General features: G+C 41.6%; 24 protein-coding genes and 1 pseudogene. 22 read left to right on the top strand and 3 right to left on the bottom strand.

The features are described from left to right. Window positions 1-86 precede the first annotated feature (86 nt). From HMPREF2780_RS09240 to HMPREF2780_RS09210, 7 genes are all read left to right on the top strand, one after another. A complete protein-coding gene (locus HMPREF2780_RS09240; protein ID WP_061593193.1) occupies window positions 87-896 on the top strand; it encodes a purine-nucleoside phosphorylase in 810 nt (269 codons plus the stop codon). A 4-nt stretch (window positions 897-900) separates the two neighbouring features. Beyond that, window positions 901-2,136 carry a chloride channel protein gene (locus HMPREF2780_RS09235; RefSeq protein WP_223352113.1) on the top strand — a complete coding sequence of 412 codons (1,236 nt, stop codon included), beginning with the start codon at window positions 901-903 and terminating at the stop codon, window positions 2,134-2,136. Next, the gene (locus tag HMPREF2780_RS09230; RefSeq protein WP_060970364.1) at window positions 2,133-2,846 is read left to right on the top strand and encodes a type 1 glutamine amidotransferase; all 714 of its coding nucleotides are present in this window, start codon (window positions 2,133-2,135) and stop codon (window positions 2,844-2,846) included. The genes HMPREF2780_RS09235 and HMPREF2780_RS09230 overlap by 4 nt, the downstream gene beginning before the upstream one ends. A gap of 317 nt (window positions 2,847-3,163) precedes the next feature. Further along, complete coding sequence (gene deoD, locus HMPREF2780_RS09225) at window positions 3,164-3,877, top strand: purine-nucleoside phosphorylase (protein ID WP_061595908.1); 714 nt, start codon at window positions 3,164-3,166, stop codon at window positions 3,875-3,877. Next, entirely contained in the window at window positions 3,874-4,635 is a 762-nt protein-coding gene (locus tag HMPREF2780_RS09220; protein WP_061595907.1) for a hypothetical protein, read from the top strand. Before deoD ends, HMPREF2780_RS09220 begins: the two co-directional genes overlap by 4 nt. 11 nt (window positions 4,636-4,646) lie before the next feature. After that, entirely contained in the window at window positions 4,647-5,378 is a 732-nt protein-coding gene (locus HMPREF2780_RS09215; protein WP_061595906.1) for an NAD-dependent protein deacylase, read from the top strand. A 123-nt stretch (window positions 5,379-5,501) separates the two neighbouring features. Continuing rightward, complete coding sequence (locus HMPREF2780_RS09210) at window positions 5,502-6,467, top strand: hypothetical protein (protein WP_061595905.1); 966 nt, start codon at window positions 5,502-5,504, stop codon at window positions 6,465-6,467. A gap of 27 nt (window positions 6,468-6,494) precedes the next feature. Here HMPREF2780_RS09210 and HMPREF2780_RS09205 read toward each other — a convergent pair whose 3' ends face one another. Beyond that, window positions 6,495-7,475, bottom strand: a complete 981-nt coding sequence (locus HMPREF2780_RS09205; protein ID WP_061595904.1) for a hypothetical protein — start codon at window positions 7,473-7,475, stop codon at window positions 6,495-6,497. A 22-nt stretch (window positions 7,476-7,497) separates the two neighbouring features. After that, the gene (locus tag HMPREF2780_RS09200; protein WP_061595903.1) at window positions 7,498-8,406 is read right to left on the bottom strand and encodes a LysR family transcriptional regulator; all 909 of its coding nucleotides are present in this window, start codon (window positions 8,404-8,406) and stop codon (window positions 7,498-7,500) included. Between the two features lie 187 nt (window positions 8,407-8,593). Between HMPREF2780_RS09200 and HMPREF2780_RS09195 the strand changes: the two genes are divergently transcribed. The 10 genes from HMPREF2780_RS09195 to nt5e all read left to right on the top strand — a co-directional run bounded on the left by HMPREF2780_RS09195 (window position 8,594) and on the right by nt5e (window position 19,206). Further along, complete coding sequence (locus HMPREF2780_RS09195) at window positions 8,594-9,400, top strand: dihydroorotate dehydrogenase electron transfer subunit (RefSeq protein WP_061595902.1); 807 nt, start codon at window positions 8,594-8,596, stop codon at window positions 9,398-9,400. A gap of 12 nt (window positions 9,401-9,412) precedes the next feature. Next, window positions 9,413-10,351, top strand: a complete 939-nt coding sequence (locus HMPREF2780_RS09190) for a dihydroorotate dehydrogenase (RefSeq protein WP_061595901.1) — start codon at window positions 9,413-9,415, stop codon at window positions 10,349-10,351. 249 nt (window positions 10,352-10,600) lie between these two features. Beyond that, window positions 10,601-11,293 (top strand): orotidine-5'-phosphate decarboxylase, encoded by a 693-nt coding sequence (gene pyrF, locus HMPREF2780_RS09185; protein WP_061595900.1) that lies wholly within the window; start codon window positions 10,601-10,603, stop codon window positions 11,291-11,293. Between the two features lie 78 nt (window positions 11,294-11,371). Further along, a complete protein-coding gene (pyrE, locus tag HMPREF2780_RS09180) occupies window positions 11,372-12,001 on the top strand; it encodes an orotate phosphoribosyltransferase (protein WP_061595899.1) in 630 nt (209 codons plus the stop codon). Window positions 12,002-12,135: 134 nt separating this feature from the next. Beyond that, on the top strand, window positions 12,136-13,689 hold the full coding sequence (locus HMPREF2780_RS09175; protein ID WP_061595956.1) for a glycosyltransferase family protein: 1,554 nt from the start codon (window positions 12,136-12,138) through the stop codon (window positions 13,687-13,689). Window positions 13,690-13,691: 2 nt separating this feature from the next. Beyond that, complete coding sequence (locus HMPREF2780_RS09170) at window positions 13,692-14,444, top strand: DUF4336 domain-containing protein (RefSeq protein ID WP_061598805.1); 753 nt, start codon at window positions 13,692-13,694, stop codon at window positions 14,442-14,444. A gap of 34 nt (window positions 14,445-14,478) precedes the next feature. Then, the gene (locus HMPREF2780_RS09165; protein WP_061595897.1) at window positions 14,479-15,132 is read left to right on the top strand and encodes a uracil-DNA glycosylase; all 654 of its coding nucleotides are present in this window, start codon (window positions 14,479-14,481) and stop codon (window positions 15,130-15,132) included. 8 nt (window positions 15,133-15,140) lie between these two features. After that, entirely contained in the window at window positions 15,141-15,605 is a 465-nt protein-coding gene (locus tag HMPREF2780_RS09160; RefSeq protein ID WP_002904550.1) for an NUDIX hydrolase, read from the top strand. Window positions 15,606-15,617: 12 nt separating this feature from the next. Next, window positions 15,618-16,886 carry a dihydroorotase gene (locus tag HMPREF2780_RS09155; RefSeq protein ID WP_061595896.1) on the top strand — a complete coding sequence of 423 codons (1,269 nt, stop codon included), beginning with the start codon at window positions 15,618-15,620 and terminating at the stop codon, window positions 16,884-16,886. 139 nt (window positions 16,887-17,025) lie between these two features. Further along, on the top strand, window positions 17,026-19,206 hold the full coding sequence (nt5e, locus tag HMPREF2780_RS09150) for a cell surface ecto-5'-nucleotidase Nt5e (protein ID WP_061595895.1): 2,181 nt from the start codon (window positions 17,026-17,028) through the stop codon (window positions 19,204-19,206). A 17-nt stretch (window positions 19,207-19,223) separates the two neighbouring features. Here the strand turns inward: nt5e and plsY are convergent, their stop codons facing one another. Beyond that, window positions 19,224-19,868: a glycerol-3-phosphate 1-O-acyltransferase PlsY gene (gene plsY / locus HMPREF2780_RS09145; RefSeq protein WP_048780123.1), complete on the bottom strand. Its 645-nt coding sequence runs from the start codon at window positions 19,866-19,868 to the stop codon at window positions 19,224-19,226. A gap of 162 nt (window positions 19,869-20,030) precedes the next feature. Between plsY and parE the strand changes: the two genes are divergently transcribed. The 5 genes and pseudogenes from parE (at window position 20,031) to parC (ending at window position 26,033) form a co-directional block, all read left to right on the top strand. Then, on the top strand, window positions 20,031-21,974 hold the full coding sequence (gene parE / locus HMPREF2780_RS09140) for a DNA topoisomerase IV subunit B (RefSeq protein ID WP_008809188.1): 1,944 nt from the start codon (window positions 20,031-20,033) through the stop codon (window positions 21,972-21,974). Between the two features lie 51 nt (window positions 21,975-22,025). After that, a complete protein-coding gene (locus HMPREF2780_RS09135; RefSeq protein WP_048780120.1) occupies window positions 22,026-22,376 on the top strand; it encodes a hypothetical protein in 351 nt (116 codons plus the stop codon). A 38-nt stretch (window positions 22,377-22,414) separates the two neighbouring features. Further along, window positions 22,415-22,501 (top strand): annotated as a pseudogene (locus HMPREF2780_RS11885) (GNAT family N-acetyltransferase); the annotation flags it as partial. Between the two features lie 20 nt (window positions 22,502-22,521). Continuing rightward, window positions 22,522-23,340 carry an aminoglycoside 6-adenylyltransferase gene (locus HMPREF2780_RS09125; protein WP_048780117.1) on the top strand — a complete coding sequence of 273 codons (819 nt, stop codon included), beginning with the start codon at window positions 22,522-22,524 and terminating at the stop codon, window positions 23,338-23,340. Window positions 23,341-23,582: 242 nt separating this feature from the next. Beyond that, the gene (parC, locus tag HMPREF2780_RS09120) at window positions 23,583-26,033 is read left to right on the top strand and encodes a DNA topoisomerase IV subunit A (protein ID WP_105026544.1); all 2,451 of its coding nucleotides are present in this window, start codon (window positions 23,583-23,585) and stop codon (window positions 26,031-26,033) included. The last annotated feature ends 71 nt before the right edge of the window (window positions 26,034-26,104 follow it).

Genomic DNA, 26,104 nt, shown 5'->3' with positions numbered 1-26,104 from the left:
TCATAATAATAGGCTAGTAGGCAATAGAAATACCTTTGAGAATTAGTTTATTGCTTTATAAAACAATAGATAGGTGAGGAATATTAATGTCATTATTAGAAAAAATCAATGAAACAGCTGCTTATTTGAAAGGCAAAGGAGTTGAAGCCCCTGAGTTCGGTTTGATCCTTGGATCAGGTCTTGGAGAATTAGCCGAAGAAATCGAAAACGCAGTAGTAGTAGACTACACTGAGATTCCAAACTGGGGCCGTTCAACAGTAGTTGGCCACGCTGGTAAATTAGTCTATGGAGACTTGGCGGGTCGCAAAGTGTTAGCTCTTCAAGGTCGTTTCCACTTCTATGAAGGAAATCCATTGGAAGTTGTGACTTTCCCAGTACGTGTGATGAAAGTTTTGGGATGTGAAGGGGTTCTTGTAACCAATGCAGCTGGAGGTATCGGATTCGGACCTGGTACATTGATGGCTATTACTGACCATATCAATATGACGGGTCAAAACCCATTGATGGGTGAAAACTTGGATGACTTTGGTCCACGTTTCCCAGATATGTCTAAGGCCTACACACCAGAATATCGTGCTATTGCCCATGAAGTGGCTAAAAAACTCGGTATCAAGCTTGATGAAGGTGTCTATATCGGTGTAACTGGTCCGACTTATGAAACACCAGCTGAAATCCGTGCTTACAAGACTTTGGGAGCAGATGCTGTTGGCATGTCTACTGTGCCAGAAGTAATTGTGGCAGCTCACTCAGGTTTGAAAGTTCTTGGAATTTCATGTATTACTAACTATGCTGCTGGTTTCCAAGAAGAACTTAACCACGAAGAAGTTGTAGAAGTCACTGAGCGCATCAAAGGCAACTTCAAAGAATTGCTTAAAGCTATTCTTGCTGAATTGTAATGCCATGAAAATGCGTCTCCAAATACTGCCACACGGATTGCGCCTGCTTCTAGTAACTGTCGGATTGGGAATAGGAACAGGTCTGGTTGGAATTGCCTGCCATTATCTATTAGAAGGCGTACAATGGGTAGCATTTGGAGAACATAGGTTGGACTTGCTACAACAATTTGAACAAGCTGGTGGGGTCCGTAGGTTCCTAGTTTTGTGTACGGCAGGGTGTTTGGCGGCATGTTTTTGGTATGTCCTACAGAGACGCTATAAAATTCTGTCAATTCGAAAGCAAATTGAGTTGGTTGGAGATGTGAGTCCATCGCCCTTAGTCCAGATTCTTCATGCAGTTATGCAGATAGCAATTGTAGGGGCAGGCGCTTCTGTCGGAAAAGAAGGAGCCCCACGTGAGTTTGGGGCTCTTCTTGGGAGTTGCTTGTCTAGGGAATGTTCCTTAACTCTTAAAGATCAGAAAGTATTGATCGCTTGTGGTGCAGGTGCTGGACTCGCAGCTGTTTATCAAGTTCCATTTGCTAGTAGTTTATTTATCTTTGAGACCTTAGGACTTGCCTATAGTTGGCAGAACTTTTTGCTGGTTTTGACTAGTACTTATCTGGCAACTTGGGTTGCTCGGCCCATTGTTGGTCATGATGCCATCTATCACTTGTCAACAGTCTCTTGGTCGGCCAGCAGTTTCTTGCAGGCTATCTTGATTGCTTTAATAGTAACTCCGTTGGCTCTGGTCTTTAGTTCTCTAGCTAAGTGGGCTAGTCGTAAACGACGGAAGGATGAGTCGATTCTTTGGGCTCTTCCTCTAGCCTTTCTAGTGCTGGGGGGCCTTGTATTCTTTTTCCCTATCTTTATGGGAAATGGTCAGGTACTAGCGCAAGCCTTGTTATCTCGCCAGCCGGTTCCCTATCTTCCACTGGCTCTTGCAATGAAGGGGCTTCTGGTTTATCTCCTCTTACGCAATGGTGCCTATGGGGGAACCTTGACACCATCATTTGCCTTGGGGATTGGATCTGGCTACTTAGTGACCTTGCTTTTGACAGTAGTTGGCATTCATCTGGATCCAGCTCTAGGAATGCTATTAGGAGCAACAGTCTTTTTAGGGACGACCTTACAAGCTCCTCTGACGGCTATTGCCCTAAGTCTTGGATTTACAGGCCAGGATTGGATTTTGACAATACCGCTTGTACTAGCGGCAGGAATGTCTTACGTGATTAGAAAGAGATGGGAGAAGGAACAATGAAGGTACATTTTGTACTGCATGAAACATTTGAAGTGCCAGGCGCTTATCTCAAATGGGCTCTGGAACGAGGTCATCATATTACAACAACAAAGGTTTACGAAAAAGAACCTCTTCCTGAAACAATTGACGGGATTGACTTTCTGATTGTCATGGGTGGTCCTCAATCTCCCGATGAGGATAGAGAAAACTTCCCATATTATGATCCAAAGGCTGAGCTTTCTTTTATGAAAGAAGCGATTGCTGCAGATATCTATATTGTTGGTGTTTGTCTTGGTGCGCAGCTTCTATCTGTTGCTTATGGTGCGAAGTATGAACATAGTCCTGAGCGTGAGATTGGAGTTTATCCTGTGACATTGACACCTGAAGGGCTTGTAGATCCTCATGTTAGTTTGTTTGGAGCAAGCTTTGATTCTGGCCACTGGCACGGTGATATGCCAGGGCTGACAGAGGATGCTGTTGTTCTTGCGACGAGTCAAGGTTGCCCACGTCAGATTATTCGCTTCAGTCCGAAACATTATGCCTTTCAGGCTCATTTGGAATTCAATCCAGAAGCTGTTGAACTATTAATTGCCGCAGATGGTGAAGAGGTCTTGGAAGACCAAAGTCAAAAATTGACCTTTGTCCAAAATCCTGAAGTCATTCGAGCTTACGATTATAAAGAAATGAATGCAAATCTCTATAAATTTTTAGATTCATTGGTAAACGAATAAATATAAAAAGGCAGAGCGTCTGAGTTTGTAATCTAGCTCGTGCTTGCCATTCTATGAAATCTTAAAAAAAGAAAGGTAGAGCAAAGTGTTCTAATTTGAACACGAGCGGAAAACTTTTCTAAAACATTGAAAGGTAGGGTAGTTTGGTTTTGAATTGAACCCGAGCTATTCTCCTATTTATCATCAAAATTAAGAAAGAAAGGAATTGAACCCACCCTAAAAGCAGTGGGAAAAAGATAGTTGGTCTAGCGAGCATCGCTCACTGCGCCCAACTCCTATTTTCCCTTCGCTTTTTGACGGGTTTGGTATCTTATATTATGTCTATCCATATTGCTGCTCAGCAGGGTGAAATTGCTGATAAAATTCTTCTTCCGGGGGATCCTCTTCGTGCCAAGTTTATTGCGGAGAACTTCCTTGAAGATGCTGTTTGTTTTAACGAAGTACGTAACATGTTTGGTTACACTGGTACTTATAAAGGTCACCGTGTTTCTGTCATGGGAACTGGGATGGGAATGCCTTCGATTTCTATCTATGCGCGTGAGTTGATTGTTGACTACGGAGTGAAGAAATTAATCCGTGTGGGAACTGCAGGTTCTTTGAATAAGGGTGTTCATGTCCGTGAATTGGTTTTGGCACAGGCAGCTGCAACTAACTCAAACATTATCCGTAATGACTGGCCACAGTATGATTTTCCGCAAATTGCTAGCTTTGATTTACTAGACAAGGCCTACCATATTGCCAAAGATCTCGGTATGACCACCCATGTTGGGAATGTTTTGTCTTCTGATGTCTTTTATTCAAACTACTTTGAAAAGAACATCGAGCTCGGTAAATGGGGTGTTAAGGCTGTGGAAATGGAAGCAGCAGCGCTTTACTATCTTGCTGCCCAACACCATGTTGATGCGCTAGCTATCATGACTATCTCTGATAGTTTGGTCAATCCAGATGAAGACACTACTGCAGAAGAACGTCAAACTACCTTCACCGATATGATGAAGGTTGGTTTGGAAACCTTGATTGCTGAAGCATGAAAGTAGATGCTAAAGAAGCTATTCTCTTTGCGATTTCCCGCTATGACTATGCTTATGCCCTTAAACTGGCTGAGCGAGCAGGAAAGTCTACCCAGTCTGACTTGGTTCGCCTTCTTGGGGCACTAGCGGAGCGAAGAGAGCTCAACATCCAATCTATCATGAATCTAAAGTTGGAAATCACTGGAATGAATCCAGCTGATTTTCAGCTTTTTTGCCATGAAAATGAAGCAGACGAGCAGCTGGCTAATTACCTTTATGACCTAGATGCAAAATTGAGAAATGAACAATTGATTGACTTTGTTCGAGCAGTTAGTCCGGCTATTTATAGGATTTTTATGCGGTTGATTCGCATGCAGTTGCCGGATATTGACAGCTATATTCATAATTCTAGAGAGGCCAGTTACGACCGTTGGAAGTTTGAGAAGATGAGGAGTTCTGATAATCCTGTTTTGCAAAATTTCCATACGGAAAGCACGGTCAACTCTTCTAGCTTGACAGAATTAATTTTACAGTTAGGTTTCCCTGAATCTGTCAAAGAGTCAGCAGGGCAACTAAGAGAGTTGGAAAGATCAGTCCGTAATCCGCTTGCCCACCTTATCAAGCCTTTTGATGAGGAAGAATTGCACAGGACGACAGGTTTTTCGTCTCAGCACTTTATGGAGCTTCTGGTTGCTTTGGCACAGGAGACAGGTATAGTTTATCAGAGGGAGCCTTTTTACTTCGACCGAGCAAATGCGATTGTAGAAAGTCTCTTATAAGGAGTAGTAGGATGGATAAAATTGCAAGGCTGCAAGAATTGATAGACCAAAGTCAAAATATAGTCTTTTTCGGTGGTGCGGGTGTTTCGACTGAATCCAATATTCCGGACTTCCGCAGCTCGGATGGAATATACAGTGTCAAGCTAGGACGGCATTTTACGGCAGAGCAGCTGGTTTCTCACACTATGTTTGAGCGCTATCCGCAGGAATTTTTTGACTTTTACAAGAAGTATCTGCTCTATCCGGATGCTATGCCCAATGCAGCTCATGTCTACTTGGCGGATTTGGAGAAGGAAGGCAAGCTCAAGGCTGTTGTGACTCAAAATATCGATAGCTTGCATGAAATGGCTGGTTCGAAAAAAGTTCTTAAACTTCATGGCAGTGCGGATAGAAATTACTGTCTGAATTGTCAACGATTCTATGATTTGGATGGTTTTCTGGCTCTGGACGATACAATTCCTCACTGTCTTGACTGTGGAGGCATTGTCAAACCAGATGTGACTCTTTATGAAGAACCTCTAGATATGGAGGTTTTTCAGCAGGCTGCTCAAGCTATCCATCAAGCGGACCTGCTGATAATTGGTGGCACTTCCTTAGTCGTCTATCCTGCAGCCAGCCTCATCCAGTACTTTTCAGGAAAGCATCTGGTCGTCATCAACAAGACCAGCATCCCTCAAGACAGTCAGGCGGACCTTGTTATTGAAGGAAAGATAGGAGAAGTGTTTTCTAAATTAAGACCTTAAAATAACACCTGAAAATAGCCATAAAAAGCTTTTTCGGGTGTTTTATATTATCTACTGTTGGGAAGTAACTATATAAACTCATGTGACTATGTTATAATAAAATATAGAACCTAGGAGGTCTAGATGAAAAAATTAAAGAGAAAGCACCAAGTAATCTTAATTGTAATATCTTTTTTGTTGGTTACATTTATTAGCTTGCGTTATTATCTTAAGCCAGAATGGTTTGATTGGGAAAATCAATATTATACAGTATACAACTACAAAGTAAGTGAGATCAAACCTAAGAAAAAAGTAGTTAAGGATTTGAACATTGAATTTGTACATCAAATGAATGAAAAAGTACCCCAAAATCAAGAGTTGACAGAGAAGATATTATCAAATTGGAATGAATATAATGAAAAACAAATTTTACATGTTACTTTTACCGATGGTAGTAAGTCAGAAATTCCCGTAGAAGAGACTTCTGAAATTGGTCCATCATTTAGTGCCAATTTGTTAAATGATTCTATTTATCAAAAGTTAAGTTTTCGTTTTCCGGACTTTAAGTTGCCCGATAACAAGAGAACTAGCAATCTTATAGACATATTATTATTTCTTTATGAGGGCGATACTCTTTATCAGGTTCCAGAAGTCAGCAGTGAGATTTCTTACCAATTAAAAAATCCTAAAACAGGAGAGAAGCAAACGTATTTTGAATATGGGAATAAACCTGATTTTAGTTTGACTCCTATTTTTTTTACTAGTTCGAAAAATAGTTTGGATGATAAATTAGATTTTTTTGAAGATTATCAAAAGCAGCATAAGGGTAACTACTGGGATAGAAAGTATGATTTTTATAACAATAGATTAACTCATACTTCAAATCACTCTTACCCCAGAATCTTCTATTCAGACGAATTTACTAACTTACCTCTAAGTGTTAGCACGACAGGGAGTCAGTTTAAAATGACCATTACGCATTCTTATATTGTAGAGCAAATTAATGATCATGACTATAAGATCAAGTCAAGCTCAAAAACCTATACAGATGAAAATAAATCTGAATACATTGCTGAAGTTTTAAATCAAAATAAAAAAGAATCCAGGTAGCTTAGAAAATATCTGGATTCTTTCATTTTAAGGATATAATTTCATGAGAGGCGATTTAAATTCACTTGAAATCGTTGAAATATTATTGTAACTGGTTCGACTATTAAGTGTTTCTATATCCTCTCTATTTATTGTAAAACTTATAGATTTTTCTTCTGGTTCTTTCTGCGGGGTCTTTTTAATCATAGTTGGTATCTCAGTAATAATCTTCTTGAAGAGTTTTTCATAATCACTACCTAGCTCTTTTTTTAATTGGTTTTCTCTCTCATCTATCCTTTTATTTAACTCTTCCATATCAGGCTCACCCCACCTATACCTAATAGTATATGAATATTTATCATCACTAGCCTCTGTCATTTCGATACTGTAGTTTTTCCAATTTTTTATAAATGCATCCCAATATGCTTGAACAATAGCTTTATTTTCCTTATCTGATGGAGTATAGTATGGTGAGATATTAGCATATATACTATCTGAATTATATTTAATAATATTTTCAGTTAATTCGTCTTTTATTCCATTTTCTAAATATTTTTTTACATAAGCTTTAACAATCTGATCATCTTTTTTTAGATATGATTTTTTTGAAGGGGTATCAAAATTGACGCTATAGTTAGTATTGTTATCATCATTATATACAAGTCTATATTTAGTATTTGCTTTTCCTTTGAACCAAATTTGAATATCATTACTTGAATATTCAGCAAAAGTAGAACTAAAGTCAATTATAGGGACTTGCTTTCCGTTATTATCATAAATATTAAAATCTGATTTAGAAACATAATCAACTTTTTTTATATTGAATTTTACATAAAAATTGTTTTCAGCGTCTTCTAGGTTTTTAACAGAATTCGTAGTGTTAAAAAAACCACCGTCACTATTTTTTATAGTGATGGTTAGCCCAGGTTTAATCAAAGTAGGGATAGGGTGTATATTGAAGTAAATGATTATTCCAAGAAAAAGGGTAATACAAATCCAAGATATTTTAAGTAGGCGTTTTGATTCCATTTAATCTCCTAATAGCGTTTATCTATTTATCAAACTTCACTTCCTCAATCAAATATTCTATAAAACGTTCACCCATCTTAGATAGGCTGGCTTTTTCATGTTTGATGTAGACTAGCTCAATAGGATCATCGATATCAAGTGGAATAGAGACAATGTTGTCACCATTGAGGTTGCTGTTTAGGATACCAGTAGCAATCGTGTATCCGTCCAAGCCAATTAAGAGATTAAAGAGGGTTGCTCGGTCACTGACGACGATAGACTTTTTATGGTGTTCTTGGGAGAGGATTTCCTCAGAAAAGTAGAAGGAATTATGGGTCCCTTGGTCGTAGCTGAGATAAGGGAAATTTTCTAAATCTGCCAGTTGTACCAATTTTTTCTTAGCCAGAGGGTTGGACTTGCTGACAAAGATATGGGGCTGGGCTGTGAAGAGATGAGTTGCAATCAGATGATTGTCGTCCAACATTTTAGATAAAACATCTCGGTTATAACCGTTTAAGAAAAGTACACCAATTTCGCTACGGAAGTTTTTGACGTCATCAATGATTTCCCAAGTCCGAGTTTCCCGAAGGAAAAGCTCATATTTTTCCATATCACTTTTCTTAAGGAGGGAGACAAATGCATTGACTACAAAAGCATAGTGTTGGGCAGATACGCTGAAGAGTTCGCGATGGGCGACAGGATTCTTGTACCGTTCCTCTAGAAGTTGTGTTTGCTCAACCACCTGACGAGCATAAGATAGAAACTCCATGCCATCTTTGGTTAATGTGATTCCCTTAGGATTTCGTATGAAAATATCAATCCCCATCTCGTTTTCAAGGTCTCGTACTGCATTAGAGAGACTAGGTTGGGTAATAAATAGTTGCTTGGCAGCTTCATTCATGCTGCCAGTTTCGACGATTTTGATAATATAGTGTAGTTGTTGAATTCTCATAGGTCTATTTTATCATAATAGGATTGACAAAACATCTATTTAGTTGTAGAATATGATAAATTTAAACCTTTAATCAAGTCCAGTGAGGCTGCAAGGTAGGAAAAACGATATAAGAGGCAATTGACTGCCTTGTTTTTTGCGAAACCTTGCTGTGGCGAGGTTTTTTCTTGTAGAAAGTGAGGTTGTCATGGTTAGTGACAGTTGCAAAAAGAGATTTGGCAAGATTATGCTGGAGCAGATGGAGCTGCTGGAGCAAGTAGAAATTGCACCTAATATTTTTTCCATGCTCCTAAAGGGCCAAATGGTCAACCAGATGCAGGCTGGGCAGTTTTTACATATTCGGGTACCAGATGACAGCAAGCTTTTGCGCCGGCCGATCTCAATTGCTGAGATTGACCGAGATAATCTGACTTGTCGTATCATTTATCGGATAGAAGGTGGCGGGACGGCTATTTTTTCTCATCTTCCAGTTGGCTCGTTTCTTGATGTTATGGGTCCTCAAGGCAATGGCTTTGATTTGAGTCCTGTAAGGGCAGGTGACCACGCTTTGATTATCGGTGGTGGGATTGGTGTCCCTCCCTTGCTTGAGGTTGCTAAAGAATTGCATGCAAAGGGTGCTCAAGTGACAGCTGTTCTGGGATTTTCTGATAAATCTGCTGTTATTTTGGAAGCGGAAATAAAAAAATACGCTGATGTCATTGTCACGACGGATAATGGTTCCTATGGTCGCAAGGGCTATGTATCAGCGGTGGTAGATGAGATGATCCAAGACTATGAGGCTGTCTATTCCTGTGGAGCGCCAGCTATGCTTCAGTACGTCGATCGTAAGTTTCAGGACCATCCGCATGCTTATCTCTCCATGGAATCACGTATGGCTTGTGGTATGGGCGCTTGCTATGCCTGCGTCGTTCATGTGGCAGGTCAGGACGAGTCAGTCAATAAGCGCGTTTGTGAAGACGGTCCGGTCTTTGAAACGGGCACGATTATTGTCTAGGAGGGAAAAAGAATGAGTGACCAACGTTTAAGGGTTTCCTTGCCAGGCTTAGACCTGAAAAATCCAATTATTCCAGCATCTGGCTGTTTTGGCTTCGGTCAAGAATATGCCAAGTACTATGACCTAGACTTGCTTGGCTCCATCATGATAAAGGCTACGACTTTGGATCCCCGCTTTGGTAATCCCACTCCGCGTGTGGCAGAAACGCCGGCTGGTATGCTCAATGCCATTGGCCTGCAAAATCCAGGTGTTGAGGCTGTTCTAGCTGAAAAACTGCCTTGGTTGGAAAAACATTATCCCGACCTTCCAATCATCGCTAATGTAGCGGGATTTTCCAATCAAGAGTATGCCGCAGTGGCTGGGAAAATATCTCAAGCCCCCAATGTCAAGGCTATTGAGCTCAATATCTCCTGTCCTAATGTTGACCATGGAAATGCTGGGCTTTTGATTGGTCAAGTTCCAGAGTTGGCTTACGAAGCAACCAAGGCAGCAGTAGATACTTCTGATGTACCAGTCTATGTCAAATTGACTCCGAGTGTGGCAGATATCACTCAGGTAGCCAAGGCCGTTGAAGATGCTGGAGCTGCTGGATTTACCATGATTAACACCTTGGTAGGTATGCGATTTGACTTGAAGTCACGCAAGCCTATTATCGCTAATGGCACAGGTGGTATGTCGGGTCCGGCTGTCTTTCCGGTAGCACTCAAGCTGATCCGTCAAGTGGCGCAGGCAAGCAAACTTCCTATCATTGGTATGGGGGGAGTTGATTCAGCGGATGCTGCTCTGGAAATGTTTATAGCGGGCGCCTCAGCCATTGGGGTGGGCACTGCCAATTTCACGGATCCATATGCCTGCCCAACCATCATTGAAGATCTGCCTAAGGCGATGGATAAATACGGCATCGAAAGTCTTGAAAGCTTACGAAAAGAAGTTCGAGAGAATTTGCTTTAAAGTTACATTTTTGCTTGACAATCTTGCTGTGAAATTATAGAATGAACTAAATATAACCTTTAAAGAAGTCCAGAGAGGCTACTAAGGATCATACGTTTGAATGGCAAATTCTGCCACATTTTCGTGTAACCTTGCTCTCAGGCAAGGTTTTTTCTATATTTTCGAGTCTAGTGTGAAGATATAGTTGACAACAGGAGTATCTAGCGGAGTTCTTTAAAGATAATAATCAAAAAAGGAGATTATCCCTACATGAGTGAAGAACGTCCTATTATCGCCCTCGACTTTCCATCTTTTGACGATGTCAAAGCTTTTCTGGAGCATTTTCCAGAAGATGAAAAACTTTTTGTAAAAATCGGTATGGAATTCTTCTATGCTATCGGTCCAGAAATCGTTCATTATTTGAAAGGTCTTGGGCACAGTATTTTCTTGGATTTGAAGCTACATGACATTCCCAATACGGTACGCTCAGCTATGTCTGTCTTAGGAACTTTTGGCATCGACATGGTGACGGTCCATGCGGCTGGTGGTGTAGAGATGATGAGCGAAGCCAAGAAGGTCTTAGGGGATAAGGCTAAGTTGGTTGCGGTGACTCAGCTGACTTCGACAAGTGAAGAAGATATGCGTGATTGCCAAAACATCCAAACTACGGTTCAGGAGTCTGTTGTAAATTATGCTCGGAAGGCTAAAGAGGCTGGTTTGGATGGCGTAGTTTGCTCAGCTCAAGAGGTTGAACTAATTAAGGCAGCAACTGCCGAAGACTTTCTCTGTGTGACGCCTGGTATTCGACCAGCAGGAGCAGAAATTGGTGACCAGAAACGGGTCATGACACCACAGGAAGCCCATCAAATCGGTAGTGATTATATTGTAGTCGGTCGTCCGATTATCCAAGCTGAAAATCCTTGGGATGCTTATCATGAAATCAAGAAGCAGTGGAATAGCTAAGCAAAACAAGTAATTCGAATTAAATCGTTATACAAAATTAACAGTATCATAAAATTTCAAATTTATAAGGAGCAAAAAATGACTTTAGCAAAAGAGATTGCGCGTGATTTATTGAAAATTAAGGCTGTGTATTTGAAGCCAGAAGAGCCTTTTACATGGGCATCAGGTATCAAGTCACCTATTTATACAGACAACCGTGTGACCTTGGCCTATCCAGAGACTCGGACCTTGATTGAGGATGGTTTTGTCGAAAAGATTCGGGCGGAATTTCCAGATGTAGAAGTCATTGCTGGAACTGCGACAGCGGGCATTCCTCACGGAGCCATTATCGCAGATAAGATGAACCTGCCATTTGCCTATATCCGCAGCAAACCAAAAGATCACGGAGCGGGCAATCAAATCGAAGGTCGCGTAGCGCCTGGGCAGAAGATGGTTGTCATTGAGGACTTAATCTCGACAGGCGGTTCTGTCTTGGATGCTATCGCTGCTGCTAAACGTGAAGGTGCGGACGTGATTGGCGCAGCGGCCATCTTTACCTATGAGCTGCCAAAAGCAGATAAAAACTTCAATGAAGCGGGTGTCAAATTGGTGACCCTTTCTAACTATACAGAGTTGATTCACTTAGCTGAGCAAGAAGGCTATATCAATGCTGAAGGATTAGCCTTATTGAAACGCTTTAAGGAAGACCAAGAAAATTGGCATCTGTAAGAGTTTGTTCTGCTTGAGTTTAAACGATATTTCATATCGAAACAGATACTTTATCTTTGCCAAAAGAAAAGCAGCAGTCTCTTGATTGCTGTATTTTCTTAGCTAAAAACCTTGATTTTTGCTATAATAAGCCTATGTCAAAGATTTATCGTCTATCGTTTTCCATTTTACAAAAAATCATGTTAGTCCTTGTAGTACATTGGTTTTTTGTTTCAATCTTTTATATCAGTGAGATGAGTTATTGGGCCTATCCAATTTTTGCTATCTTGCTGATTGGAGCTTATTATTATCGTAAAGAAGTTTTAAAAGTATACCGCTATTTGATGCGACATAAGATCGCGATTATGGTGGCTGTAGTAGTTTTTCAGCTTATTATGATTTGGGCAGCTGAATTACTTGTGCGTCGGGATGCAGCAGTTGTTCTGAACGGGGCATTTCGCTTACTTAAAGAAACATCGATTTCAAGCTATATCACACGTAACCCAAATAACTTACCTCTCTTTCTCTACGAACGCTTTTTCTACAAGCTGTTTGGGGAGTCGTCTGCACTTTGGATAATGCAGGGACTAAACATGGTGTATGCTAATCTAACAGCTTTGATTTTGTATAAGGGAAGTCAAAAATTCTTTAATCAAAAATCGGCTGATGTCGTTTTTAGTCTTTATGTGCTTTTGGCTGGATTTTCTCCTTATTTCTTCTCTATGTATACGGATATTCCGCCACTGCCCTTTATTTCTTTACAGATTTTCTTAATTTTTGGAATCTTTAAAGCTGACAGTATTAAGAAATTGACTGCCTTAAGTATATCATTGGGTTTGCTCACAGGCTTCTTGTATTTTGTTCGCCCGACAGTCATGATTCTCTTGATTGCCTTCTTCGTAACATTCTTTTTGCAGAAGCAGTGGAAAAATTTTCTTTTGGTTTTATCAATATTTGTCCTTGCTTTTGGGATAACCTATAGTGGACTTCATACGGCTATTAAGAACCAGAATGAAGTGACAATTATTCAAAAAGAAGGATTAGCTAAGGGACCGCTTCTCTTTATCAATTTGGGGCTTACATACATAGGTCATAATCAAGCAGATATGAAAGAAGGGTTGCTCCAATATATTGAACCCAACAAAAGAGATGACTATAATAATGGCATGTTTGCTAAGGAAAATGTCATTAAGGAAATTAAGCGTCGCTTGAAGGAATATACACCCGCGACATTTTGGGGGCACTTATATTACAAGCAATCTCTAACGGTGGCAGAAGGGACTCTGGGTTGGCTCTATCGGGATGTTGAAAATGAAAAGACACCATTTATTAATCCTTTATACGAAATGACCAAAAACAATCCACTTGCTCAGTTTGTTCGAACATTTTTTTTAAGCATTGATAAGAAGGAGTATGTCTATTACGCTCTTATAAAGCAGCTAGTTTGGATTGTTATGAGTCTAGGTCTCGTTATGACTTTGTGGAAGTACCGACCAGATGATCGCGTCAATTTTTTGAATCTTGCTGTTTTTGGAGGCTTACTCTTCCTACAGATTTTTGAAGGTGGGAAAACCCGTTACCTCATCCAATTTTTACCACAGATTTTACTGGTTTCTGCTCTTGGTTTAAGTCAGTATTCTCAAGATTTGAAGAAAGTCGTCTGCTACTTAAAAATTTCCCAACGAAAGTCTTTGAAAAGGAATGATTAAAGATGAAAAGACCTGTTCCTATCTATGAACCGCTTTATACCTTGAAGCCCATTGCTGAGAATATCTGGATTGTCGACGGTGATTTGATTGAGATGGATGCGGTGCTGACAAAGTTGCCTTTTTCTACCCGCATGACGGTCATCAAGTTAGCAAATGGCCAGCTCTGGTGCCATTCACCAATCCAACCAAATCAAGCCTTGTTTGACCAGTTGGACGCTTTGGGACCAGTTGCACACCTTGTTTCACCTAATAAGATTCACTATGCCTATATAGCTGACTGGAAGAAGCGTTATCCTAAGGCGATTACTTGGTCTAGCCCAGGAGTGGAAGAGAGAGCAGTCAAGCAGAAAATCCCGGTCTCTTTTGATGAAAAGCTGACAGATAAGGCTCCACAAGCTTGGGAAGACCAGATAAATCAGTTGGTTTTCAAGGGAAGTGCTTATATTGAGGAAGTTGTCTTTTTTCACAAGGACAGTCAAACCTTAATCTTGACAGATTTGATCGAGAATTTTGAAACAGAGCATTTTGCAAGTCCGCTTCGCAGCAAGGCTTATAAATTAGTGCGTGTTGCGGCTCCTGATGGGCAGACCCCTATTGACTATCGTATGACCTTTATCGGTCATCAAAAAGAAGCTAAGGAGTGCTTGGAGCAGATGTTGGCATGGCAACCAGAAAAAATTATACTAGCTCACGGTTCTTGTTTTCTGGAAAATGGAACAGCAAAACTCAGAAGAGCACTTAGGTGGATTCGATAAAATATCCAATCCTAGAAAATGAGAGGAGACATATATGCAACATTCAGCTTGGCACACTTTGATTAAGGAGCAGCTGCCGGAAGGTTATTTTGCAAAAATCAATCATTTTTTAGATGAAGTGTATGCTTCGGGAACCATTTACCCACCTAGGGAAAAGGTGTTTAATGCGATTCAGACGACAGATTTAGCGGATGTTAAAGTGGTTATTTTAGGGCAGGATCCTTACCACGGACCGAGACAGGCACAAGGCTTAAGTTTTTCGGTACCTGATGACATTCCAGCTCCGCCTTCTTTGCAGAATATTCTCAAAGAACTGGCTGATGATATTGGAGTGAAAGAGTCGCATGATTTGACTTCCTGGGCTCAGCAAGGTGTTCTCTTGCTCAATGCTGGTCTGACTGTGCCTGCTGGTCAGGCCAATGCGCATGCTGGCTTAATCTGGGAGCCTTTTACGGACGCTATTATCAAAGTAGTCAATGAAAAGTCTAATCCAGTTGTCTTTATCCTATGGGGGTCTTACGCTCGCAAGAAAAAAGCCTTGATAAGCAATCCTCAACATTTGATAATCGAGTCGGCTCACCCAAGTCCGCTGTCTGCGTATCGTGGTTTCTTTGGTAGCAAACCTTTTTCTCGTACCAATGATTTCTTAGTGGCTAAGGGCTTGGAACCTATCAATTGGTTAGCTTAGGAGGTAATATGGTTCAGTTAGCAACGATTTGTTATATTGATAATGGTCGGGAGTTTCTCATGCTTCACCGCAACAAAAAGCCCAACGACGTTCACGCTGGGAAATGGATCGGTGTCGGTGGCAAACTAGAGCGAGGAGAAACCCCACAGGAATGTGCTGCGCGCGAGATTCTAGAGGAAACAGGTCTAAAGGCAAAGCCCGTTCTTAAAGGCGTTATCACTTTTCCAGAATTTACTCCCGACTTAGACTGGTATACCTATGTTTTCAAGGTAACGGAGTTTGAGGGGGAACTGATTGACTGCAACGAAGGGACTCTGGAATGGGTGCCCTATGATCAGGTTTTGTCTAAACCAACCTGGGAAGGCGATCACACCTTTGTTGAGTGGCTTTTAGAAGACAAGCCTTTCTTTTCAGCAAAGTTTGTTTATGACGGGGATAAGCTGTTGGATACGCAGGTGGACTTTTACGAATAAGGAGATAAGACGATGCTATTAATCAAAAACGGACGAGTTATGGATCCTAAGACTGGTTTTAACCAAATTGCTGACCTCTTGGTTGAGGGGAAGAAAATTGTCAAAATCGGTCAAAATTTGCAGGCAGAAGGAGCAAAAGTTATTGATGCCAGTGGTTTGGTTGTGGCTCCTGGTTTGGTGGATATACATGTGCATTTCCGGGAGCCTGGCCAGACTCATAAGGAAGATATTCATACGGGGGCTTTGGCAGCAGCAGCAGGTGGCTTTACGACTGTTGTTATGATGGCCAATACCAATCCAACCATCTCTACAGTTGAAACCCTGAAAGAAGTTCTGGAGTCGGCTAGTCGTGAAAATATCCATATTAAGTCAGTCGCAACGATCACTGAGAATTTTGATGGTCAGCATTTGACAGATTTCCAAGGTCTCTTGGCAGCTGGTGCAGTAGGTTTTTCTGATGACGGTATTCCGCTGACCAATGCTGGCATTGTCCGCCAAGCCCTTGTAGAAGCGCGTAAAAATAACACCTTTATCAGCTTGCACGAGGAAGATCCCAATCTCAACGGCATACTTGGTTTCAATGAGCATATTGCCAAAGAGCATTTTCATATCTGCGGCGCGACAGGTGTGGCAGAATACAGCATGATTGCTCGCGATGTTATGATTGCTTATGATGCAAAGGCTCATGTGCATATTCAGCATTTGTCCAAGGCTGAGAGTGTAAAGGTTGTGGAATTCGCTCAGAAGCTAGGTGCTCAAGTCACTGCTGAAGCAGCACCTCAGCACTTTTCTAAGACAGAAGCTCTGCTATTGACCAAGGGCAGCAATGCTAAGATGAATCCGCCTTTACGCTTAGAATCGGACCGTCTGGCGGTTATCGAGGGGCTCAAGTCTGGTGTCATTTCTGTCATTGCGACGGACCATGCTCCCCATCATGCTGATGAGAAAAATGTAGCCGATATCACTAAGGCGCCTTCTGGCATGACTGGTCTTGAGACTTCGCTTTCTCTGGGACTGACCTACTTGGTTGAGGCTGGCCATCTGAGCTTGATGGAACTTTTGGAGAAAATGACAATCAATCCAGCACGTTTGTATGGTTTCGATGCTGGCTTCATCGCTCAGGATGGCCCTGCTGATTTGACAATATTTGACCCAGAAGCCGATAGACTTGTGACTAATCACTTCGCCTCCAAGGCTGCCAATTCGCCTTTCGTTGGTGAAAAGCTTAAAGGCCAAGTGAAGTTTACCATCTGTGATGGGGAAGTTGTCTTTGAAGGATAATCTATGGAAATCTGAGATAAATAAAATCTCAGATTTTTTGTCTAGATACGAACATAAATAGGTAAAACACAGAAAATAATTCACTTTTACTCCCTTTTTCGATATAATAAAACTAATAAAAAGAAAAAGAGGACGGTTTATGCAAAAGAAAAAAATTCTTTTACCGCTTTTATTACTTGCTCCAGCATTTCTAGCTCATCAAGTATACGCAGATGAACAAGTAGCTTCCGAACCTAGTCAAGAAGTTGCAGCAGCAGCTTCAGCTCAAGAGGGGAATGTCCCAGATGGAGCTATTGATACAAGTGCGCAGGGTGAAGAAAGCGCTTCTGGGCAACAAAGTGATTTGCCTGAAGCAAATATTATCCATACAAATGACGTTCACGGCCGTATTGTTGAAGAAAAAGGAGTTATTGGAGACGCTAAATTAGCAGCCGTTATTGAAGAGGAAAGGAAAAACAATCCTTCAACTCTAGTAGTTGATGCGGGAGATGCCTTCCAAGGTTTGCCAATTTCAAATAGTTCCAAAGGTGAAGAGCGTGCTAAACTACTTAATGAGATGGGCTACGATGCTATGGCCGTAGGGAACCACGAGTTTGACTTTGGCCTAGATGAAGCTAAGAAATATAAAGAAATTCTTAATTTTCCTCTTTTAAGCTCTAACACCTATGTAAATGGTGCTCGTTTGTTTGAAGCATCAACTATCGTAGATAAGGATAAGAATGTTGTAGGTGATGAGTTTGTAGTAATCGGTGTGACAACACCTGAAACTGCGACCAAAACTCATCCTAAGAATGTTCAAGGCGTAACATTTAAAGATCCAATCTCAGAAGTTAATTCAGTTATTGATGAAGTAGAAGCTCGCGCTGCGGCAGAGGGTAAATCATACAAGAACTATGTGGTTTTGGCTCACTTAGGTGTTGATACGACTACTCCAGTAGAGTGGCGTGGATCTACTTTAGCTGAAGCTCTTTCAAATAATCCAAAGCTCAAAGGCAAACGTGTAACGGTTATTGACGGTCACTCTCATACAGTTCAATCTACAACCTATGGAGACAATGTTACTTATAACCAAACGGGAAGTTATTTGAATAACATTGGTAAAATTACTTATAAGGCTAATCAATTATTGGGAAATCCACAACAAATCTCTGCAGCTTCTACTAAAGATGTGGTACCAAATGCTAAAATAGCAGCTATGGTCAAAGAAATTAAAGAAAGATATGATGCTGAAAATGCTAAAGTTGTTCGTGACAATAGCCCAGTTGAATTGAACGGTCAGCGCGAGAATGTGCGGGTTCGTGAGACAAACCTTGGTAATGTGGTAGCGGACGCCCTCTACGAATACGGGCAAACTGGATTCAGCCATAAAACAGATCTTGCTGTGACAAACGGTGGTGGTTTGCGTGAAACAATTGCCAAAGATAAGCCAATTACAAAAGGTGATGTGATCGCTGTCCTTCCTTTTGGAAACACTATTTCTCAAATCAAAGTAACGGGACAAAACATTGCTGATATGTTTGCTAAATCTCTTGGATCTATTTTACAAGAAAAAAATGGTCAGCCTGTTTTGGATGAAAATGGCCAACCCCTTCTTGAGCCAAGCGGAGGCTTCCTACAGGTTTCAGGTGCTAAGGTTTATTACGATACAACCTTGCCTGCTGAAAAACGTATTTTGCATATTGAAATTAAAAACCCAGAAACCGGTAAGTATGAAAACTTAGATCCTGCTAAAGAATACTATTTGACAACAAATGATTTCTTAGCAGCCGGTGGTGATGGCTACACCATGTTGGGTGGTGCGCGAGAAGAAGGCCCTTCTATGGACGTTGCTTTTGCCGATTATTTAGCTAAAGCAGATTTAAGTGCATATTCGGTTATAAATCCAAATTCCCGTACGATTTCTATTTCTTCTAAAAAAGATAGTGATGGAGATGGAGTTTCTGATATTGAAGAAATCAAAAATGGAACAGATCCATCTGATCCAAAATCTTATCCTGGCAGAACAGATGTTCCAAATGGACAGTCTAATCAGAATCCAAGTGGCCAAAACTATCAACCTCTTCCAAATTACTCTTCAAATGGCAATGTAGTTCAACCGTCTCCTAAACCAGCAGTCACAGTAGACCCTGCAAAAGAAGAGAAGAAGGGGGAAGTTGCTACAAACAGTAAGCCTTTGACAGTTAATGTTGCTAAAACATTTACATCATCTAAGGCTAGACTTCCTGAAACTGGAACAAAAGAGTCACCAGCTTTACTTATTGTATCCTTGTTTACTGCTTTCTTGGGAATCCTTGGTTTCAAGAAGAGTCAAGAAGACTAAAAAATAAGCCCTAGGGCTTATTTTTTTGGTACTTGTTTAGTGACATTGATTCCCCAGGGAATAAGATTCTCTGATTTATTTTTAATTCTTTCCATATTATCCCTATGTCGAATCAGAATAATAGATGCTAGAAGAATAATGATTAGAGTAAAAAGAAGATCGTAACTAGGAAGGATAATTCCTAATAAAGGAAATATAAGAACGGAAATAATCGCAAAGCCAGCTACAACAATGCTAGCCAAAGAAATCATACTTCCCAAGTAAAGCGTTACAATAAAAATAATAATCAGATAGGAAAAGAAGAGGGGAGAAAATCCAAGAACAACACCTGCACTTGTAGCAACGGCCTTGCCTCCCTTAAATTCAGCAAAAATAGGAAAGGTATGACCAAGGACAGCAAGCAATCCAAAGATCATTGGGGAAATACCGTTGATATGCAATAAAAGAGGAAGCAGGGTTGCAAGAGTTCCTTTTAGGAAGTCGAATACAAAAGTAACAGTTCCGGCTGTCTTTCCTAAAATACGGAAAGTGTTGGTTGTGCCGGTATTGCCACTACCGTATTCTCGTAAATTCTTTTTAAAGAAAATCTGTCCAATCCATAAACCAGTTGGAATTGAACCCAGTAAATATGCCAAAATTAGGCCCAAAATTGTATTTATCATAATTTTATTATATCACGAATTTTGCTTTGTATTTAGCAATCTAGTAAATTATTTGTCTAATCCGATAAAAATGTTTATTTCAAGGCTTTTGTGACAAAAACTTTTGCAAAATTTTATAAAAACTTGTAAGATAGTAAGGATGAATAATGCAGGAGGTTCCTTGTGGCAAAGAAGGAAATCAATATTAATAATTATAATGATGATGCCATTCAAGTATTAGAAGGGTTGGATGCGGTACGTAAACGTCCGGGTATGTATATCGGATCCACCGACGGGACAGGACTCCATCATTTAGTATGGGAAATCGTGGATAACGCGGTTGATGAGGCTCTATCAGGCTTTGGTGATCGGATTGATGTCACTATCAATAAAGATGGGAGCTTAACAGTATCTGACCATGGACGCGGGATGCCAGTTGGTATGCACGCTATGGGAATTCCTACTGTTGAGGTAATTTTTACAGTATTACATGCTGGTGGTAAGTTTGGTCAAGGTGGTTATAAAACTTCGGGAGGACTCCACGGGGTTGGTTCTTCGGTCGTTAATGCCCTATCTAGCTGGTTAGAAGTAGAAATTACTCGTGACGGTACAGTCTACAAGCAGCGCTTTGAAAATGGCGGAAAACCAGTTACCACACTCAAGAAAATCGGTACTGCACCTAAGTCCAAGTCTGGAACCAAAGTGACCTTTATGCCGAACGATACGATTTTTTCAACGACAGACTTCAAGTACAACACTATTGCCGAGCGGCTTAAGGAATCTGCTTTCCTTCTTAAGAATGTTCGCTTGTCTTTGACCGATGAGCGAACTGGCGAAAAAGTAGAGTTCCATTATGAGAATGGTGTTGAAGACTTTGTCAGCTACCTCAATGAAGATAAGGAAACATTGACTCCAGTTCTCTATTTTGAAGGAGAGGAAAGTGGTTTCCAAGTTCAAGTGGCTCTCCAGTATAATGACGGTTATTCAGATAATATCTTATCCTTTGTTAATAATGTCCGCACCAAGGACGGTGGTACTCATGAGACGGGGCTCAAGACCGCTATTACCAAGGCTATGAACGACTATGCCAGAAAGACGGGTCTGCTCAAGGAAAAGGATAAGAATCTGGAAGGTTCAGACTACCGCGAGGGTCTATCTGCCGTCTTATCAATCTTAGTTCCTGAGGAGCATTTACAGTTTGAAGGCCAGACCAAGGACAAGTTAGGTAGTCCCTTGGCTCGTCCTGCTGTGGACTCCATTGTCTCTGACAAGCTGACTTTCTTCCTCTTGGAAAACGGTGAGTTGGCATCAAACCTCATCCGCAAGGCTATCAAGGCTAGAGATGCGAGAGAAGCGGCCCGCAAGGCGCGTGACGAAAGCCGTAATGGCAAGAAAAATAAGAAAGACAAGGGCTTACTCTCTGGTAAGCTAACTCCGGCCCAATCTAAGAATCCAGCTAAGAACGAACTCTATCTGGTCGAGGGAGACTCTGCCGGTGGCTCTGCCAAACAAGGACGTGATCGTAAGTTCCAAGCCATCCTGCCCCTGCGAGGTAAGGTTATCAATACCGCCAAGGCAAAGATGGCCGACATTCTTAAGAACGAAGAAATCAATACCATGATCTACACAATCGGAGCTGGTGTTGGGTCAGACTTTACACTTGAAGATGCCAACTATGACAAGATCATTATCATGACCGATGCGGATACTGACGGTGCCCATATTCAAACCTTATTGCTAACCTTTTTCTACCGCTATATGCGTCCGCTGGTTGAAGCTGGTCGTGTCTATATCGCCCTTCCTCCTCTTTACAAAATGTCCAAGGGCAAAGGCAAGAACGAAGTTGTTGAGTATGCATGGACTGATGGTGAGCTGGAAGACCTGCGTCGCAAGTTTGGCAAAGGAGCTATGCTTCAACGCTACAAGGGGTTAGGTGAAATGAACGCCGATCAACTCTGGGAGACCACAATGAACCCTGAAACTCGCACTCTCATCCGTGTCACCATCGAAGACTTGGCTCGTGCAGAACGCCGTGTCAATGTCCTCATGGGAGACAAGGTCGAACCACGCCGTAAGTGGATTGAGGATAATGTTAAATTCACGCTTGAGGAAGCAACAGCTTTTTAAAATTTATTTAACGAATCATTATAAATAATTACAATATTTAGGAGTTTTATTATGAAAAAAATCTATACACTGGCATTGCTTGTATTTTCAGTATTTATCCTAACTGCTTGCTCTTCGCAGGAAGCTTGGCTAAACGGTACATGGAAGAGTGAAAAAACAAAAGGTACCTATGTTTTTGAAGAAAAGCAAGGTAAATGGAACATTTTAAACGGTAAGGAAAAAATTGCTGAAAAAGGGGAAGTAAAAGATAAAAAAGGGGATCAATTCACCATTGTTGATACTAATGGTAATCGTCATCAGATTAAAAAAGTTGATGAAAATACTATTGAATATCAACCTTTTACATCTGATGGCATTTCTGCAACTAATGGAGAAAGTTTTAAATTTAAAAAGGATAAGTAGAGTTATTTTTAGATTTAGGTGAGCAGAGGAGTGATTAGTTGACAATGCTTGAAACTGACCGTCTAATCTTGCGAGACTTGCAGGAATCAGATTTGCCAGCTTTGATTCTATATAAAGAAGTTCCACTGAAAAGATAGGTATTCCCATGAAAACTAAAACCGAGATGTTTGATGTGATTTTGCAAACTGCAAAAGTGCTACAAGTCAACGCTGTCGCCATGTCCGGCTCACGGACAAACCCAAATGCCCCCAAGGACGAGTTCCAAGACTATGATGTGGTCTACATTGTGGAGGATTTGGATGGTCTGGTAGCTGACCTTGCTTGGTTGGAAAGGTTTGGCAAGCGCATCATCGAGCAGCATAACCTACTTGACCATCGCCGCCTCTATCTCATGCTCTTTGAAGATGGCAATCGGATAGATTTGACCCTTTGCCCCAAGGAGCACATCAAAGAATGGGTGGATAGCGAAGCGGATTTCACGGTGCTGGATGACCCGCAGGGATTGTTTGCTCCTTATGCACCGACACCAAAGCGCTATTGGACGGCACCAGCCAGTGCGACTGACTTTGACAAATCCTGCAATGAATTCTGGTGGGTGTCAGCTTATGTAGTCAAGGGCATTCATCGAAACCACCTTGTCTATGCGACGGATCATCTGTATGGAATCTGCCAGCAAGAATTGCTCAGGCTTTTAGCTTGGCAAGTGGCAGCAGAAAAGGGGACGGTTGACGTTGGCAAGAACTACAAGTACCTCTTTCAGTATTTACCTGCTGAGAAAGAGAAAGAATTTACAGCCTTGCTTGACTTTTCTGACCAGAAAAACCTCACCAAGTCTCTCTTAGCTACCATGGACTTTTTCCACAAAGAAGCACAAGCTTTCTCTCGCAAAACTGGTTTCCCTTATGACAAAGCAACTGCAGAGAAGATGCTTGAGTATGCTGAGGCAAGACTTACCGATCACTGACTAAATGAAGAACGTAATTTAAAACATTAAACTACAGAAAGGATAGTTTGGTTACTTATAGTAACTGAACACTGGACTAATTTCCGTAATATATCCTTTATTTTATAAAAAACTACTCTACATTCTTTGAAAGGAGTTGAACACGCCCTAAATACTGTGCGAAAAAGATAAATTCTCTTGTGAGCATCGCTCACTGCAAGAATTTCTTATTTTCACTTTGTATTTTACGGGCTTAGTATCCTATGAGTAACATTCAAAACATGTCCCTTGAGGACATCATGGGAGAGCGCTTTGGTCGCTACTCCAAATACATCATTCAAGAGCGGGCCTTGCCGGACATTCGAGATGGCTTGAAGCCTGTGCAGCGCCGTATTCTTTATTCCATGAACAAGGACGGCAACACCTTTGACAAGGGCTACCGCAAGTCAGCCAAGTCAGTCGGGAACATCATGGGGAACTTCCACCCCCACGGTGACAGCTCCATCTACGATGCCATGGTTCGCATGTCTCAGGACTGGAAAAATCGTGAGATTCTCGTTGAGATGCACGGGAACAATGGTTCCATGGACGGTGATCCACCAGCGGCTATGCGTTATACTGAGGCACGCTTGTCTGAGATGGCTGGTTATCTTTTGCAGGATATCGAGAAAGATACCGTTCCTTTTGCTTGGAACTTTGACGATACCGAGAAGGAGCCGACTGTTCTGCCAGCAGCCTTTCCTAATCTTTTGGTCAATGGAGCAACTGGGATTTCTGCTGGTTATGCGACGGATATTCCACCTCATAATCTAGCTGAAGTCATTGACGCGGTCATCTATATGATTGACCATCCGTCTGCCAAGGTGGACAAACTCATGGAGTTTCTGCCTGGTCCAGACTTTCCGACAGGAGCTATTGTCCAAGGTCGTGATGAGATCAAGAAAGCCTACGAGACTGGGAAAGGTCGCGTCGTAGTGCGTTCCAGAACTGAGATTGAAAAGCTGAAGGGCGGTAAAGAGCAAATCGTCATTACTGAGATTCCTTACGAGATTAATAAGGCAGTCTTGGTCAAGAAGATTGACGATGTGCGGGTCAATAATAAGGTGGCTGGTATTGCGGAAGTGCGGGACGAATCCGACCGTAACGGTCTTCGCATTGCCATCGAGCTCAAGAAAGATGCCAATAGCGAGCTGATTCTCAACTATCTCTTTAAGTACACTGATTTGCAGGTCAATTATAACTTCAACATGGTTGCGATCGACAACTTTACGCCTCGTTTGGTGGGGATTGTGCCAATCTTGACCAGTTATATTGCCCACCGCAAGGAGATTATTCTGGCTCGCAGCCGCTTTGACAAGGCCAAGGCTGAGAAACGGCTCCATATCGTGGAAGGATTGATTCGGGTTATTTCCATCTTGGACGAGGTGATCGCCCTGATTCGTGCTTCCGAAAACAAAGCAGATGCCAAGGAAAATCTTAAGATCAGCTATGATTTCACCGAGGAGCAAGCTGAGGCTATCGTCACTCTCCAACTCTACCGTTTGACCAATACAGACGTAGTGGTTCTGGAAGAGGAAGAAGCAGAGCTGCGCGAGAAGATTGCCATGCTAGCTGCTATTATCGGCGATGAGCGCACCATGTATAATCTTATGAAGCGTGAGCTCCGCGATGTCAAGAAGAAGTTTGGCAATCCGCGTCTCAGTGAGCTGCAGGATACAGCAAACGCTATCGAGATTAATACAGCTAGTCTCATTGTTGAGGAAGAAACCTATGTCAGCGTGACACGTTCTGGTTATATCAAACGGACCAGTCCACGTTCCTTCTCAGCATCGACCTTAGAAGAAATAGGCAAACGTGATGATGACCGACTGATTTTCGTCAGCCCGGCCAAGACGACCCAGCATTTGCTAATTTTCACAAGTCTTGGAAATGTCATTTACCGGCCTGTTCATGAGCTGTCAGACATACGCTGGAAAGAAATAGGAGAACACCTCAGCCAGACCATCAGTAACTTTGATACCAAGGAAGAAGTTATCTATACAGAATTACTGGACAGCTTTGAGGAAGGCACTTACTTTGCAGCGACTAAGTTAGGTCAAATCAAGCGAGTGGAGCGTAAGGAGTTCAGTCCTTGGCGGACCTACAAGTCTAAGGCGCTCAAGTTTGCTAAGCTGAAAAATGAAGACGATCAGGTTATTGCTCTGGCGCCGATTAAGCTGGATGATGTTATGCTCGTGACCAAAAATGGCTATGCCCTTCGTTTCAATATTGAGGAAGTACCTGTTATTGGTGCTAAGGCAGCTGGGGTTAAAGCCATCAATCTTAAGAAGGACGATGTTCTAGCGGCAGCCTTTATCGCCAACACAGACTCGCTTTACATCCTGACTCAGCGCGGTTCGCTCAAGCGTATGGCAGTCGCAGATATTCCTGTTACCAGTCGGGCAAATCGTGGTCTCCAAGTTCTGAGAGAGCTTAAGACCAAGCCACATCGTGTCTTTGCAGCTGGACCAGTCTATGGCGAAGCAGTGGACTTTGACCTCTTCACAACAGAAGCAGAAGCCAGCGAGGAGCAGATTTTGCAGGTGCTTTCTAATAAAGGAACTGTCTATGATGTAAACCTAGCTGAGCTCGGCTTATCAGAGCGAACAAGTAACGGAAGCTTTATCTCTGATACCATTTCGGACGAAGAAGTCTTCTCAGCTTATATTAAGTAATTTTCAAACCAGTTCAAACGAGCTGGTTTTTTCAAACTATAATTTAATAACAAAATTTTCTGAAAATTGAA

The organism is Streptococcus sp. HMSC062B01, from assembly GCF_001811085.1.
Lineage (GTDB): Bacteria > Bacillota > Bacilli > Lactobacillales > Streptococcaceae > Streptococcus > Streptococcus gordonii.
The sequence above is the reverse complement of the archived record's forward strand: the minus strand, read 5'-3'. Positions and strand labels throughout refer to the sequence as shown.